The following is a 15,927-nucleotide window of genomic DNA, read 5'->3' as shown; positions in this document are numbered from 1 at the left end:
AAAAAGGAGAAAATTTCTTATCGATTGCTATTTTTTAACAACGCGATTAAAGAAACGATTCATCAACAATGGCAAAGAAACAAGGATTGGAGGGTCATCAAGTCGTGGCTTACGAAGTATAACATGCTGATGAGGAACCGTGGAATAAGGCTTAACGATGATTGGTTCCTTCAATTTGGCACGTAAAGTTGTGTACGGCAGAAGAAAATCTTTCGCCTTCATTTCCCAAGAGACTGATGTTGCCATCATATAATAGATGCCCGGTTTTACATCGGTAAAGCAAAAATCCCCCAATGAAGACAGCAACGTTCCGTATAAAGGGAGTCCTTCCGGAATCGGTTTCGGAAATAAGCCAATTAAAATAATCCCCTGAAAAGGAACTTCCGCACTGACAGTTCCTTTTACGATGAGATCTTGATTTGTTTTAAGTAAGGGTAAAGACCAATGGTTTATTGTTCGTAACTTATCGAAGTGTTCACCCGCCTCAAGCGCCGAGTTTCGAAATTTGGATGGCGTGACACCTATCCGTTTTGTAAATCGAGTAGTGAAAGTTCCTAAGCTTTGCTGACCGATTTCCATTCCAATATCGCGAACACTGAAGTTCGTATGCAACAATAAATCTTTCGCCTTCTCCAGCTTTAGTGACGAGACATAATAGAGCGGTGAGAGACCGATTTTTTCTTTAAAAATACGCGTGAAATGGTACGGGCTATAACCTGCGTAACTTGACAATCGTGAGAGAGGAAGCGGATCGTAAATATGTTCATGTATATATGTGATTACCTCATTAATGACTAAATCTGAATATCGGTCACCCACCATACCTCACCCTTCCTTGATCACGATAATTCATCTTCTCTAATTAAATGATTGTTACTATTTTAAAATATATAAGAAACTGTGAATATTTCACTTATTTCACAAAGACTGTTTTTCTAACATTTTCTCTAATTCAACTTTTCTCACTTTCCCTGTAGCTGTTAACGGCAATTCATCAATAATTTTTATAACAGGAACTTTATAGATCGCCATATTTTCTTTACACCATTGGTATATTTTTTCCTCATTGAGTTTATCCTGATAATCTGCATTTAACTTTACAAACGCAATTGGGATTTGTCCTTTTTCAGTGTCTTCCTGTCCAACTACTCCACATCCTTCACTACCAGGCATTTTTCCCATAATTGTTTCAATTTCGGATGGAAATACACTCATCCCATTGACCTTTAACATTTCTTTTCTGCGTCCCAAATAATGCAGAAACCCTTCTTCATCCAAGACACCGATATCTCCAGTGTGGAACCAACCGTTGCTAAAGGATTTTTTTGTCGCTTCAGGTTTATTCCAGTACCCTTTTAGCAAAGATGGTGTTTTAATAACAATTTCCCCTTCTTGTCCTAAGGGTAGCAGCTCACCCGATTCAAAATCGACAATTTTAATCTTCGTTCCAGGCATGGGCAATCCGCAAAAGACAGGTTGAGCTTTGAGGTCCATGTCATCAGTTTGTAAGCCCGTTGTAAATGTATCCATCGTGTGAGTTTCTGTCATACCGAAGGCAGATTCCTTCATTGTAACTCCGGTAAGTGTTTTCCATCGTTGACGGTACTCGATTGATAACTTCTTAACAAATGAACTGACAGAAGTCGCTTGAATCGAACTTAGATCATATTTTTCAAGTTCAGGATACTCCATTAATTCAATCATATTATCTAGAACTCCGCCGACGCCGCTTAATTTATAACGTTGAATGGCTTCTAGAACAGCTTTTACATCCCAGCGATAAAGCAATACTTGCGTGACGCCTTTAAAGACGGGACCAATAATGCTATTTTCACCCGCAATCCAAAAAATAGGTAAATAATTCAGCCCAACCTGATCTTCTGAGGACGTAGAACTAAAAGAAAAAGTAGCAATGCAGGCTGCGGTATATAACATATTTCGCTGGGTATGTTCACAGCCTTTAGGCATTCCCGTCGTGCCGCCTGTATAGTTAAGAGCGGCTAAATCATCCAGATTGACATTAACTCCCAGGCCAGAGGAGTAATCCGAATTTTCTATTATCGAAAGGAAAGATGTCGTATCTGGACAAGAGATCGGTTGGAGCGGCATTGAATGATGCAATGGTATTGTTGGTTTTTGCGGCAAAAATTCTTTCAGACTCGTCGTCACAACTTCTCTTAGACTCGTTTGAGCTTTTACTTTTTGTACCAGTGAATATAAATGATCTAGCGTTACTATAATTTCTGCGCCGGCATCATTTAATTCATAGAGTAGTTCTTGTTCTTTAAACATGGGATTGACTGGTACATGAACACAGCCTGCTTTCAGTATTCCATAGAAAGCAATGAGGAATTGTGGGCAGTTAGGTAGAAAAACCGCCACTCGATCTCCTTTTTTTACTCCTATAGAGAGAAGGTAAGAAGCGAAACGATTGCTCCAGTCATCCAATTGTTTAAATGTAACTTCTAAACCGTAATAAATAATGCATGCTTTGTCGGGTGTTAACTCTGCCCGCTTTCTGAGATAATCTGTAATGAGTATTTCACCAAATGGATAATGTGGTTCTTTTGGCAGTTCACTTGGCCAATTTTTATCCCATAATCTTTGTAAATTTTCAAGGTATTGTTGTTCATTCATCGGTTAAACGCTCTCCTTTTTAGTTATTTATATTATTAAAAGCCAGTAAGCCAATTTACAAGAAGTCTCTGGCTTTTTGAGCCTTTCTCTGAAAAAAGATACTCATAGATATTGCCATCCATGTCCCTTTTAATTGAATTGTGAAATCAGTTGTAATCGCTTTCCAAGATGGGCTCCAGTTACCATCCCCTAGTATTCCTGTCATAACCAGTACGGAGGAATCATGGATAGGCGATTGCATTGAACATCATAATTCTCTCATCCCATCGGGCATGAGAAGGTCGCCCTCAGGTCTTAGTTCAATTCTAAAATATTCCGAAAAGACAGTCTAGTACTATTATTCCTGAGTGATTCATAAAAAACGAGATGTCTCATTAAAAAATGTACACCCCGTTTTTTAGCCTATCGAATAATGCTTTTTCAGCAATTCTAGCAGGTCGATTATACTCGATACTTGATTCCATGTAGATAAGAAAAGGAGAGAAAGCAATACATCACCGATATGCGTGCTAATCAAATATTTATTTTAAATTTTTGGACAAAAGCTTTTTTAATTCTTCTTTTTTTACCTTCCCAGTAGTGGTTAACGGTAGTTCCTTTATGATTTCTATGATCGGCACCTTATAAATCGCCATTTGCTCTTGACACCAAGCTTGCAGGTCCTCTTCAGTGGGATTCTCAACGATTTTTACTCTTGTTGCTGCTGGAATGGGGGTCTCATTAGTGACGGATTTAGCGATGCAACAACCGAGTAAAGGAATTGTTTTTCGTTCACTAAATCCTGTTACAACAATTGCTACTTCGTTTGCATGGCGAAAAGACGAAAAATCGCCTGTCGTGAATACTTTTCTCACATTAGCTAGGGAATTTTTGAAAACAAAATTTCAAGAAAGCCAATCTTAGAAGTAGAAAGTGGGCTTACTGTATTACATCAAGGCTTACAAGGCTTAGTGAACTACATCGCCATTGAAATGGCGATCTGCGGATTCCCCCACTTAGACTTCTTCGAATTCTCTAAATCTTGAAGCGGTGGTCTTACGGAAGGTTGCCCCGGGATAAACGGGTTGTCATCCGCAATTACGATTATAATTTCCATCTTCAAAATCCCTCCCATTCTTCAGAGTTTTTTGGGGATTTATTTTTGAAGCTCTTGATTTCAAAGCTATGATATACTACTCTTTATACAATAGAAACGGCTCACTCTCTATGAAGAGAGTGGTGTTTATTAAACTTTTAACGGGAGGGATATAGAATATGGCTCTTGAAATGAGAGATAATTGCGAAAAGTGTGATACAACGCTTCACTTGGATTCAGAAGCTTACATATGTTCATACGAGTGTACATTTTGTCCTGATTGCACTTCTGCGATGAATAATCTTTGTCCAAATTGCGGCGGGGAATTAGTTAAACGACCAACTCGCACATAAAAGAATTTTTACGTTGATAGCGAAATACGGCTTCCTCTGCCGGAAGGTTCAGCTGGCTGAACGATGAGTTTTCTTGCAAGCCTTGCTTTTAATTCTGGAACATGGCTAATGACGCCAATCGAAAGGTTATCCATGTTTAATTTCTCGAGAGATGTAATAACCGTATCAAGTAATTCCTGATCAAGTGTTCCGAACCCTTCATCAAGGAAGAAGAATTCCAGTGGATATTTGCCTCTAAGCTGAATGTTTGCTGATAATGATAAGGCAAGGGCCAGCGATGTTAAAAAAGTTTCTCCACCTGATAATGTGGAAACAGGACGTTTCACTCCGCCGTTTGCATTGTCGCGTATAACAAAGCCGCCATCGGAATTCACTTCAATCGCATAGCGCTGGCGGGTGAGATTTCCAAGTCTGGCCGAAGCATCCCTTGTCACTTGCATAAGCTGCTCTTCAGCCATAAATTCAACGAACGCATTTCCGCGAAATACGGTTTCGAGCTTGCTTAATTGTTCAACCGTTTTTTGAGCTTTCTTTCTTATCGTTTCTAGTTCCATAAACCGTTTATGCCGTTGTTCTACATTTTTATAATGATATTCCGTCTGTGATTTCGTCTCCATTGCTTCATTATACAATTGTTTGCTTTGCTTTAAATCATCTTCACTCTTCTTCCACTCTTGTTCGGTTAGTTGATTGTCTTTTAATTGGTTGTTTAGCCGGGTTAGATCGTGTGTAACAGCATGAAATGCTTCGAAAAATGATTCAATTCTTGCTTCCCATTCTTCTTGCTGATTGCTGCCAACGAAAGCGGATTCCAATTCTTCTTTGCTCTCAAAAATAGAAGTTGTTACTTGTTCGTCCCAGCGTTTCTGAGTGGTTTCTTTATGTTTGGATATTTGCTTTAAACGTTCTTGCTTGACATTTTCTTTATTTTCCAACACCTGCTTTTGTTCGTTTTTAATTTTAAACCGTTCAGAGGCTGCTTTTTCAGCTTGTTTCAGCTCAATAAGCCGCTGTTCCGCTTTTGACAGCAGTTGGGATGCCGGTTGTCCGTTTGTAATATGAGCAATTTGGGCTTTTATTTGGTTTACATCTTTTTCCAAGTAGTGAACTTCCGATTCAACTCTTTCTTTCTTTAGTTTTAAATTGCCGAGCAATTCTTTAGTATGTTCAATCGTCTTTTGCCTTTTTTGAATGTAAGGGATGCTGGCTTGCAAACGGGACTTCAACTCTGTCGCTTTCTTATCTCTTTCATTGATGTTTTTTTGTTCTTGTTCAATTTCCGAGAGGTTTTTTTGCGGGTATTTTTCTTTCCACCTTTCTAGTGCGTATTCCTTTTTTGTCGTTATTTCTTTCATTTTTCTTACTAGTTCTTGATGAAATTCGTTACTTTGTTCCCATTCGGATTTTGATTTAAGAAGCTCTTGTTCGTATTGGTTGTTGTTTCTTACAAAATGTCTCAAACGATTCTCTTGTTCGATGATGTCTTGATTTAAATTGTTTATCTCAGAAATCAACTCAGCAAGGGAATACTCGGAAGATTGCTGCTTAAACTCAGAGAGCGAAGGTTGTTCATTCAGATGTTCGCTAAGTGTTTCAATCTGTTGCGTCGATTTCGTTCTTGCAAGATCAATTTCATAATGCTTCGTCTTTATTTCTTCAATGGCTGTTGTTATTTTTTCGATTTTCCCTTTAACAACTTCAGTATCACTCGATGAATGCGTTTCAAACGATTTTTTTTGATGATTAATTGAACCGCAAACAGGACAAGGATCGCCAACTTGAAGTGAAGCATGAAGTTCTCTCGCCAGCTCCTCTTTCCTCAGATCATCTAAATTTTGTTCAGCCTTTTCCTTTTCTTTCACCAATTTTTTTTCAAAGCTTTCACATGCCCTCTTACATTCAGACGCTTGGTTGTATAATGTTTCTATTGATTGAAACAATTCTAAGCCTTGTTTTTGATGTTGTTTTAACATGCCTGAGCTGCGTTGGTATGCTTTTTGTTTTGCTTCAAATTGTTTTTTGGAGGTTTTCAACTCTTCTCCAATTTCTTTTTCCTTTTCGTTCAAAACATCTATTGCCCTTTTGTCATATAGTGCATCTTGAATCGATTGCCTTTCATCGGATGTTACAGTGCAAGAGTCTAATTCTACTTCTAATGCTTCCTGCAAATCTATGGCTTTTTTTAATTCGCCAAGGGCGGAAGCCAATATTTTTTCTTCAGTTTTCAATTCTTCTTTTATGGATAATAGGGACTTTTTCAGCTTGTCCATTTCAGAAGACTTTTCTTTCCACTGTTTTTCAAGTTCGATGGCCGATTTGAATGTTTCCGTTTTTTGAATGAGCTTCGGCATCATTTCATCAAGATTCTGTTTGGTTATTTCATAGTCTTTTCTAGCCGTTTCAAATTCTTCCCTTGTATGTAAGAGCTCCTTCCTGATTTCATCCAAATCCTTTTCACAATCTGATACTGCCTTTTCAGCTTCATTCAAGTCCGTTAGATAAGGCTTTAATCGATCCGCCTCCTGGGCTTTATGGAGTTCGCTTTTTAATTTATCAATCTCTTGCTCTTCTTGCTCTAATGCTTTCTTTTTTTCTTCGGTTTGTTGTTTCTCAATTTGTAATTTCCAAATTTCGCTCTGTGCTTGATAGATCTTTTCAGCGTTCTCCATCTCCGTTTTTTTTACGGCAAAGTTTTGCGCTGCTTTATTCGCTTCTTCTTTTGCTCTTTTGACATCTTCCGCAGTCGCATCACCTAATTCAAGCTGTGAGGCGGTAATTTCATTAAGCTTTGATCTTTCTGATTCAAGCTTTGTTTTTAGGCGTTTATTCAGCCTCTCGCCGTAAATTTCCAAATGAAAGAGCCGTTCCAACATTTTCCGTCGATCTGCCCCTTTTAAAGAAAGGAATTCGGCAAATTTCCCTTGAGGCAAGACGACTGCCCTTGTGAAATCATCAATGGTTAAACCAAGCAATTGTTGGACATTAGCTGTTACTTCACGTTCTTTATCAGCAAGGACGATTTCCTCTTCGCCAATCTCCACAAAACGGCAAAGACTTGTTCTAACCGAGATATCTCCACTGCGCTTATATGTCCGTTCAATTCGATAGCGCCCGCCACTTTCAGATTTTCCAATTTCAAAAGTGAAGGAAACAGTAACTGTATTTTCCGCATGGTTCAAAATCCCCTGTGTATTGTTCGCTGCTCTTTCCACTTTTCCATAAAGAGCGAGTGTCATGGCGTCCAGTATCGAAGATTTCCCGCTTCCTGTCGATCCGAAAATCCCAAATACGCCAACTTCTCTTAACGTTTCAAAATTGATAACTTGTTTCTCTCTAAAACTATGTAATCCGGAGATTGTAAGTTCAATCGGACGCATATGTGTTCACCCTTTAAAATAAAAAAGATAGTACACCAATTATATCAATATTTCGCTTAATCACACCTGAAAATTCACCTTTCATTACTTCCTTTTCATTGATAAAAACGATTAATACAATGATTATGCATTAATCGTCGTCATCTGCAATAAGTTCAAAAAACAATTTTACTAATTCCTCTTCAGGTTTGGCGCCACCCGTTTGGCGTTCGTAAAATCTCGTAAAAAGCTCATCGATCGGCAAGGTGGAAAAATGGGGTTCATCCATTTCTTCACGGCTTGTGCGATAGATGGGGCGGATATGTACAATACCGTCATGGGCTTTTCGTATGCTTTGAATATCTTCCATTGCAATCATTCCGTCACTTGCAATTTCAACATTGACCCAGCAATTATGGTCACGCCTCTCATCCAGCCATTTGTAGATTTCCGGAATCGAAGAAGCCTTCCATTCAACGAGAGACTTTCCACTGTTTAAGAAAACTTCTTCAACTAACGCAGCTGCACCAGGTTTAACCTCAATGATGGTTACTGACTTTGCTTGTCCCGCTTCTGAAAAACTATAAGCAAGCGGGGAGCCTGCGTACCTTGCCGTTGTTTTCGCCGAGCGAATATATTGAGGGCGATGAAGATGCCCGAGTGCGACATATTGCGCGGTTTCCGGAAAGAAAGAAGGATGGATCGTATAGGCGCCGCCAACTTGAATCGGACGCTCTGAATCGCTTTCACGGCCGCCGGCAACAAATAAATGGCTCGTCAATATGTTCACGCTATCGTTCGAAAAACCAGAACAAAGCTTATTAAAAAGGTGTCCAACGCGCTCTTGGTATACCTGTTGAAGCACTTCTTCTGCCTGTGATTCTGTCAAAAGCTCTTTCAGTCTTGACTCAGAGGGGTACGGGAGCGCCGCCACCTTCAAGACTTCTCCCGTCTTTTCAACATAGGCCGTCACTGCTTGCATAATCGGCGTGCCGATAAGCGTGATTCCATGTTTGATTGCGATTGGTGTTGCAGCTGCAAGACGTTCAGGGTTGTCATGGTTTCCCGCTATAACGATGACTTTACGTTTTCCATAGTCTGCAAGCCTCGCAAGTGAATCGTAAAAAAGCTGTTCAGAGGCCGCAGGGGGATTGACTGTGTCATAAACATCCCCTGCAATTAGAATGACATCAATGTTTTCGCTTTGGGCGATTTCACACAATTCATCAATAAATTGTTCTTGCTCCGCATGGCGGCTTCTTCCTTCAAGCGTTTTTCCAAAATGCCAATCCGCAGTATGAAGAATCCTCATCATTTCACCAACTTAAATAAGAAATTAAAGCTGTAAAATATGGCTTCCATCAAAGAAATACAAATACTTCTCTTTGACAGGCTTTTTCCAAATCTCATGAATTGCTTTTTCATATAGGGAAAGCTGAACTTCATATCGTTTCTTCAAAATCGGTTCTGCTTCTTCCATCCCTTTTTGAAAGCGCCCAGTGATGGCATCCGTTTTGTAATCAAGTAAAATTAACCCATCTTTTTCCTCAATGACAAGGTCAATGACCCCCTGAATAATCACTCTCTCATCGCGATCATTGCTTCCGGCGGCTGGAAGAGAATAAGTAAAAGGCGTTTCTCTATACGTTTTGGAAGCCTCGGCAAGCTTGTCGAAAAGCGGCGTTTTCGCAAAATCTAAAATGAGCGATAGATCGATTGCTTTTGCTTGGTCTACCGTCAAAATTTCCTTATTCACTAATTTATCGAGTAATTCCCGAAGAACTGTTTCTGTGACCGTTTTTGCAAATGGCAAATGCTGCATAAGGGTATGCATCGCCGTTCCGCGTTCTGCAGCGGTAAGTTTATTTTTCTGTAAAAAACGCGGCCGTTCCTGAGCAGGATGGCTAAAGCTAGTGACATAAACCTGGTCGCTCTGTTCATCAAGCCATTCATTTTGGCGTTTTAGTTCGGTAACCGTCTGCTTTGATTTGATTTCTGTGAGTGGCTGATTTGGATAAGTCCAACTAAGGTGTCCGTACACTTCATTTCTATAATCGTTCTCAACAGAAACTGGTCGCCCATCTCTAAGGCGTTTGATCTTTTCGTCATCTTGAAGTTGTTCATTTTCATCGACGGTAATCAGCTGCATCGCTGGTACGATCGAAACGTTCCATTTCGATTCATCAAGATAGATATCATTTCCTTGAACTTCAGTGACCTCAAGATAGCTTCGCAATATTTCACTATGTTTATGCCGGATCAGTGCGGGACCTAGCCAATCAAGATAAGATTTGCTTTTTCGCCGCTCGTAATCCGCCAGCAGCCAGTTTTGGTTCCAGAGATGCTGCTGCCATTTTTGAATTTGCTTTTCAGCCTCTTTTACTGTTGCAATGAGAAAAAGTTTTTCCCTTGCCCTCGTCATTGCGACATACAGCACTCGCATTTCCTCTGCCAATAGTTCCTTGTGCATTTGCTCCTTTATCCCTAGTTGTAGCAATGTTGGATAAGAAATCCGATTGTCTGTATCGATAAATTTCGTTCCGAGGCCATAATTTTTGTGCAATAACACTTTAGCATTCAAATCTTGCATATTAAACTGCTTTGAAAGTCCAGCGATAAAAACGACCGGGAATTCGAGGCCTTTACTTTTATGAATCGTCATAAGCCTGACGACATCTTCCTGCTCGCCAAGCGCTCTTGCGGTTCCGAGATCCTTGCCTTTATCTTGCATTCGTTCGATGAAACGCAAAAAACGAAATAACCCGCGAAACGATGTTTTCTCATATTGCCTTGCACGGTCATAAAGTGCGCGTAAATTTGCTTGCCGCTGCATCCCCCCGGGAAGCCCGCCGACAAAATCATAATAATGGGTCTCGCGGTAAATTTGCCAGATTACATCTGACAATGCCCCTTGCCTGGCGACTGTGCGCCAATTGACAAGCTTGCCATAAAAGTCTCCAAGTTTTACGTGTAATTCGGTCGTATCATTTTGTTCAATGAGCGTTTTCATTGCATCAAAGAAACTTCCACTTCGATCGGCGATTCGAATGTTTGCAAGTTCTTCCTCCGTTAACCCAACAATTGGGGAACGAAGAACTGAAGCAAGCGGAATATCTTGATCGGGATTATCAATAATTTTAAGCAGTGACATCATAACCGCAATTTCTGTCGCTTCGAAATAGCCTGTCGACATTTCAACGTATGCTGGAATGCCGTGCCTTTTTAACTCTTCCATGACCGTTCCTGCTGCCGTGCTAGTCGATCGCATCAGGATGACGATATCCCGATACGTAATCGGCCGCATCCGTTTCAGTTTTTTATCATAAACGAGGGATTGTTTTTCCCCGTCTTTGCCGATTAATTGTTTAATTTTATTCGCGATTAAACTAGCTTCCAACTGTTCTCTTTCGGCTTCTTCTACATCTTCTATAGTCTCTTCCTCAGCATTTGCTCCGGAACGGTCAATGAGAAGCATTTCAATTTCTGTATTGTCTGTTTCGGGATAATCGAGGCCATCGATTAATTCCGCGTCCTTGCCGTACTCAAGTTCGCCAATTGATTCATTCATGATTTGCCTAAAAATAAAGTTCGTCCCATTTATCACTTCTGCCCGGCTTCGAAAATTTCTAGACAAGTCAATCCGCAGCCCGTTCTCATTCCCTTTTTTTGAAAATGACTTGTATTTTTCAAGAAAAAGGGAAGGTTCTGCAAGGCGAAAGCGGTAAATGCTTTGCTTGACATCGCCCACCATGAACAGGTTATTATCTTTTGAAACGAGCTGAATAATCGTTTCTTGAACAAGGTTTGTATCTTGGTACTCGTCGACAAGTACTTCGATAAATTGTTCCTTATAATCAAGCGCCGTTTCGGAAGGTATAAAGTTGCTTGGCGTTGATCCTTCTTCAAGCAAAACCTTTAGACAACAATGTTCCAAATCTGAAAAATCAAGAACGCCTTTTTCAAGCTTGGCTGCATAAAAGCGATCGCCAAATTCTTTCACTAATTGAACCAATGTTTTAATTAAAGGTGACATTTTCGTTTGATCTTCCAAATAGTCATGAGGCGCTCTTGAGAAAAATAGCTCGTGAACGGATTGGATTATGTCTTTTGCTGTATTGCGAAGGCTTTTTACTTCTTCTTTTAAATACTCGTTGACTTCATCTTTTTTACTAATGCGTTTCAATGAAGGAAATGACAATTCTTGAAACACTTCATAAAGCAAGTTCCAGCTTTTTCCGGCTTTCATTAAATTCGTAACCTGCGCCAAATCGCTTTGGATCGCTTCTCCGTAAGGGCGCGGGCCGCCTGAAACAGCAACAAGCTGTTCCGCCCGTTCCAACAACGTTTTCGCATCTTGAAGCTGATGATTGATTTCACCAAGTAAATCATTGACCCAAGGAATTTCATCGATCGTTTCCACGTCAGCTACTTCGTAAAGGCCCACAATCTCATCAAGCCAATGTTCAGGCCACGGATGGCTTCTCGAAAAGTCGTAAAGCCTTTCCACAAGCCGCTGAAGCCCAGCATCGCTTCGATCACTGGAATACGTGTCAACAAGCTGGAAGAATGGCTCGTTATCTTGTTTGCTGTAATTTTCTTCAAACAATTCTTCCATGATTTCTTCGCGCATAATCGCAGCTTCTGTTTCATCAAGAATGCGGAATTCAGGATCGAGCGCCAATTTATAGTAATATTTCCTCAGCACTTCAATGCAAAAAGAATGAAGGGTTGAGATGGATGCCCGGTTCAAAATTGAAAGCTGCCTCCGAAGGTGAAGATTTCCAGGCTGCAACGAAAGTGCGGCTTCCAGCGCCTCGCCAACCCGCTGGCGCATTTCAGCAGCCGCCGCATTTGTAAATGTGACAACGAGCAGCCGATCAACATCTATAGGGTCTTCAACATTCATTAGTTGATGAATAATTCTTTCAACAAGCACGGCTGTTTTACCGGAACCAGCAGCTGCTGCAACAAGAGTATTTTGGTTGCGTGTAGCAATGGCTGCCCATTGCTCGTCCGTCCAATGCGCATCTTTAGGTTTTTGCGGAAGGCTGGTCATTCGTTTGCATCCCTTTCTTCCATCATTTTCTGTAAAATGACATCGTCTTTTTCTGCTTTTATAATCCGGTAACTATTGTCCACGATCGATTGATCAAATTGGCAAAGAGGCCGATAATCACAAAAGTCACACGGCGTTTTATCCTTTAACCGGTACGGTGAAATATCAACAATCCCTTTTGTCAGTCTCGTTCCGATTGTTTTTGTCAAATCTCTCACATGAGAACGGATGAGATTAAATTGATTATGAGATACGGCTTTGGAATATTTCTTTAACGAACCGTCTTTTTTAAACGCGACGGGAATAATATCTGAGTCTTTTTCAAGAGCTTGTTCATCCATTAAAGAAATGGCTTCCATATCGTTTAACACTAAGCCTTTCATTTTAAATTTTTTGAACAGCTCATCCTCAACATCTGTCTGCAAGGAACCTCGTGGAAGATCAAGCATTGGATTATGAACATGGAAATATAATACACCTGCTGGGATGGCTTCTTTTCCAAGCCATTTTGGAGCATGGGCAATGACGACATCCAAGTATGTCAGCATTTGCATCGATATGCCGAAATACACTTCAGCCAAGCTTAAATCCCTTGTGCTTGATTTATAGTCAATTACCCTTAGAAGCATGCCCTGCTCGCCAATCGCGCGATCAACGCGGTCAATTCGGCCGACAACTTCAATTTTTACACCATTGTCAAGTTCATAGATGACAGGCGGAAGGGGTGCACCTTTTCCAAATGCTAATTCAAGCCCAATCGGGGAAAAACCGCTTCGCCGCGCTTGCTTTGCTAACACATTCGCAGCCCTGCCGACAACTTGTTTTAATTTTCTTGTTAAATAGTTGTGGCGATTGGAGCTTAATAGAATTTCACTCTGTAATGTCGGCGCAAGAAAATCAACAATGCGCGATGCGATTTCAAAGCATTGCCTCTCATTTAAGCTAGCCCATTCCATTTCGCGCTGCCTTAGCTCTTCGGCAATCAAATTAAGGGAATCATGGAAAAGCTGCCCAATGTCCGGTGCATCAAGCTTAAAGAGGGGCCTTTCCTTTAATCGCAGACCATATGATGCGAATTGTTGGAACGGACATGACTGAAAGGTTTCCATTCGCGACACGCTCACTTGGATCACATCTCCGTATAGCTCTGAGCTTGTCTCCTGTGAAAGCGGACCTGCTTCGTTTTTATAAAATAAGCTGCGAATCAGCAATTGCGTTTCTTTTGCATAGTCGTGTTCAACATACCAATTGTAAGCATGCCACCATAGTGGTGAAGTCGGATAGCCCCGCTGCCAATTTCTTAATTTACCAGATAAAAAAGACAACGTTTTCTGCGGGTTCGTAATAAAATGCAGTTCACCTTCATCGTTGCCTGGTTCAGCAAGCCATAGCTTCTCTTCCATCGTTGGAAACAGCTCTTTCAATCTGCCAATAATCGGAGACGGGAAAAGGGATCCACCTTCTTCATCTGCTAGAGGATACGTCACCCAAAGCTTGTCCTCAGCTGTCGACAATGCTAAATAAATATAAAACTGCTCATCCAGTAAACGCCTTGTGCTTCCAGGCGCCAATAAAATTCCTGCCTGTGCCAATGTTTCCCTTTCCTGCTCCGTTAACAATCCGTCTTCAACCGGTTTGGCTGGCAAAACCCCTTCATTCGCACCGATTAAAAAGACACATTTTACATCCGTATAGCGGGAGCGATCTAAACTTCCGATTAAAACTTGGTCAAGCGCCGGAGGAACGAGAGAAAACTTCATGCTTTCAAGGCCGGATTCAATGATTTTCGCGAACAAGTCAATATTCATGTCATCATTGCCGATAATTTCTACAAATTCATCCAAAAACGAAATCATTGCTTTCCATGCTTGATCGTGTTCACGTGCGGTAGTTAAATTACCTTCCGCTTCCGCCTTTTTCAGCCAAAAGTTTATTTTTTCCGGGGCTTCAAGGCGAATTAAAAATTCGTAAAGCGCTTCAGCCGTGTCTCTGCCGGTTTTTGCTTTTCTCAAATCCTCCTCTAACCGATTAAGCGGATCAGAAATGTAATGGCGAAGTTCAAGCAACCGTTCAATTTTTTCTTTATCCTTTTCATTTTCTTTTTCCAGCAGAACATGCCATAGTTTTTCATTTTTCCAGCGGTTTCCTTGCAAACCGAGTTTCAATGATAAGTTTTCGAGTTTATCAAACTCATTTCTCACATGTTCAAGCTGGTCATACTCATGTAAAGGAGTAAAAAAATCAGTTTTCGCCGCGCGAAAAATCGCTTCGTATCGCCAATTTCCAGTCAAAATGTCAAATACTGAACGAATAAATTCGATAAGCGGATGATTAAGCATTGGGCGTTTTTCATCAAGAAAATAAGGAAGATGATAGTCGGCAAAAATGGTCTTAATTAAATCTTCATAGCTTGATAAATTACGGGCCATGATGCTTATATCCCGGTACCTATAATTGTTGTCCCTCACGAGTGAGAGAATTTCCCTTGCGATGGCTTCCACTTCTGCTCTGCGGTTTACCGCAGCCGCCAAGCTTAACCCATCGTTTTCCTCAGTCGTTTTAGCAGGGCGTCTGTCATATTCCTTTTCTAAGAAAGCAAGTGAAGAAGCGTGAAATCGGTAAGGCTTCTGTAATATGATAGGCTGCTCAATGTCTGCACCCGATTCGCTGGAAATTTGTCTTAACGTATGATAGTTTCTAATATTTTCGTGAAAAAGATTGAGCTCATCCGGAGCGTCTTCATAACGTCCATCCATTGTGAATGTGAAAGATATTCTTTGAACGTGCTTTATAAGCGCCTCTAAAACAACATATTCATTCGGAGTAAAGCTATGGAAGCCATCAACCCAAATTTCCGCATTTCTTATATAAGATGAGTAAGGAATCTTCTCAGCAAGCAATGATAAGTTGTCTTCCGCGTCAATGTACTTGCCCTTCAATTCTTTCTCAAATTGATGATAGATGACTTCAAGGTCATGAAGTTTATCATAAAATGATTTATTTTTACCTGCCTCTTCAATGAAAAAACTTCCAGGCTCAATGCAATAACGTTTAAATTCAATGAGCATCTCAGCTGTCTTGTCAATAAAACCTGCTTTATCAGCAGCATTTCGAAAAACATGAAGCCGTGGGCGGTTTTTTTCAATGATTTTCCGAAGCATCATATTTATTCCGACTGATGTTAAGTGGGTGCGAGCGAGCCCGCCTGTTTCTTGCAGGACCTTCCATGCAAGCCTTGAAAAGCTAAACACTTGCGCGCGAATCATGCCAGAAAGCCCGGCGGATGTCGCAAGCGCCCGTTCCGATTGGAATGTCATTTGATCAGGCACTACATAGATAAGTGGTGTTCCTTGCGGCTCTTCCTCTAATTTATTTCGGATTTCTTGCAAGCATTGATGTGTTTTTCCGTAACCGGATCTTCCGATGATAAAGCGTACAGACATGTATAAC

At 40.7% G+C, this 15,927-nt stretch carries 9 protein-coding genes; 2 read left to right on the top strand and 7 right to left on the bottom strand.

Annotation, left to right across the window (positions count from 1 at the left end; genetic code table 11):
- Positions 1-27: 27 nt before the first annotated feature.
- Both DCC39_RS04175 and DCC39_RS04170 read right to left on the bottom strand, forming a co-directional pair.
- Positions 28-822 (bottom strand): helix-turn-helix transcriptional regulator, encoded by a 795-nt coding sequence (locus tag DCC39_RS04175; RefSeq protein WP_205948465.1) that lies wholly within the window; start codon positions 820-822, stop codon positions 28-30.
- 96 nt (positions 823-918) lie between these two features.
- A complete protein-coding gene (locus tag DCC39_RS04170) occupies positions 919-2,637 on the bottom strand; it encodes an AMP-binding protein (RefSeq protein ID WP_116553630.1) in 1,719 nt (572 codons plus the stop codon).
- 708 nt (positions 2,638-3,345) lie between these two features.
- On the opposite strand from DCC39_RS04170, the gene DCC39_RS19755 reads away from it, so the two are divergent.
- Positions 3,346-3,540, top strand: a complete 195-nt coding sequence (locus DCC39_RS19755; RefSeq protein WP_407071833.1) for a type 2 periplasmic-binding domain-containing protein — start codon at positions 3,346-3,348, stop codon at positions 3,538-3,540.
- 52 nt (positions 3,541-3,592) lie between these two features.
- On the opposite strand, the gene DCC39_RS19045 is transcribed toward DCC39_RS19755, so the two are convergent.
- Entirely contained in the window at positions 3,593-3,733 is a 141-nt protein-coding gene (locus DCC39_RS19045; RefSeq protein ID WP_165820771.1) for a hypothetical protein, read from the bottom strand.
- 158 nt (positions 3,734-3,891) lie between these two features.
- Here DCC39_RS19045 and DCC39_RS04160 point away from each other — a divergent pair, with 158 nt between their 5' ends.
- Entirely contained in the window at positions 3,892-4,065 is a 174-nt protein-coding gene (locus DCC39_RS04160) for a DUF1272 domain-containing protein (protein ID WP_116553628.1), read from the top strand.
- An 8-nt stretch (positions 4,066-4,073) separates the two neighbouring features.
- Here the strand turns inward: DCC39_RS04160 and DCC39_RS04155 are convergent, their stop codons facing one another.
- The 4 genes from DCC39_RS04155 to addB form a co-directional block, all read right to left on the bottom strand.
- Complete coding sequence (locus DCC39_RS04155) at positions 4,074-7,442, bottom strand: SbcC/MukB-like Walker B domain-containing protein (protein ID WP_116553627.1); 3,369 nt, start codon at positions 7,440-7,442, stop codon at positions 4,074-4,076.
- A 130-nt stretch (positions 7,443-7,572) separates the two neighbouring features.
- On the bottom strand, positions 7,573-8,733 hold the full coding sequence (locus tag DCC39_RS04150; protein WP_116553626.1) for an exonuclease SbcCD subunit D: 1,161 nt from the start codon (positions 8,731-8,733) through the stop codon (positions 7,573-7,575).
- A 24-nt stretch (positions 8,734-8,757) separates the two neighbouring features.
- A complete protein-coding gene (gene addA / locus DCC39_RS04145) occupies positions 8,758-12,477 on the bottom strand; it encodes a helicase-exonuclease AddAB subunit AddA (RefSeq protein ID WP_116553625.1) in 3,720 nt (1,239 codons plus the stop codon).
- A complete protein-coding gene (addB, locus tag DCC39_RS04140) occupies positions 12,474-15,920 on the bottom strand; it encodes a helicase-exonuclease AddAB subunit AddB (RefSeq protein WP_116553624.1) in 3,447 nt (1,148 codons plus the stop codon). The genes addA and addB overlap by 4 nt, the downstream gene beginning before the upstream one ends.
- Positions 15,921-15,927 lie beyond the last annotated feature (7 nt).

Origin of the sequence: Pueribacillus theae (genome assembly GCF_003097615.1) — a bacterium.
Lineage (GTDB): Bacteria > Bacillota > Bacilli > Bacillales > UBA6769 > Pueribacillus > Pueribacillus theae.
This window is presented reverse-complemented; position numbering and strand designations above follow the sequence as displayed.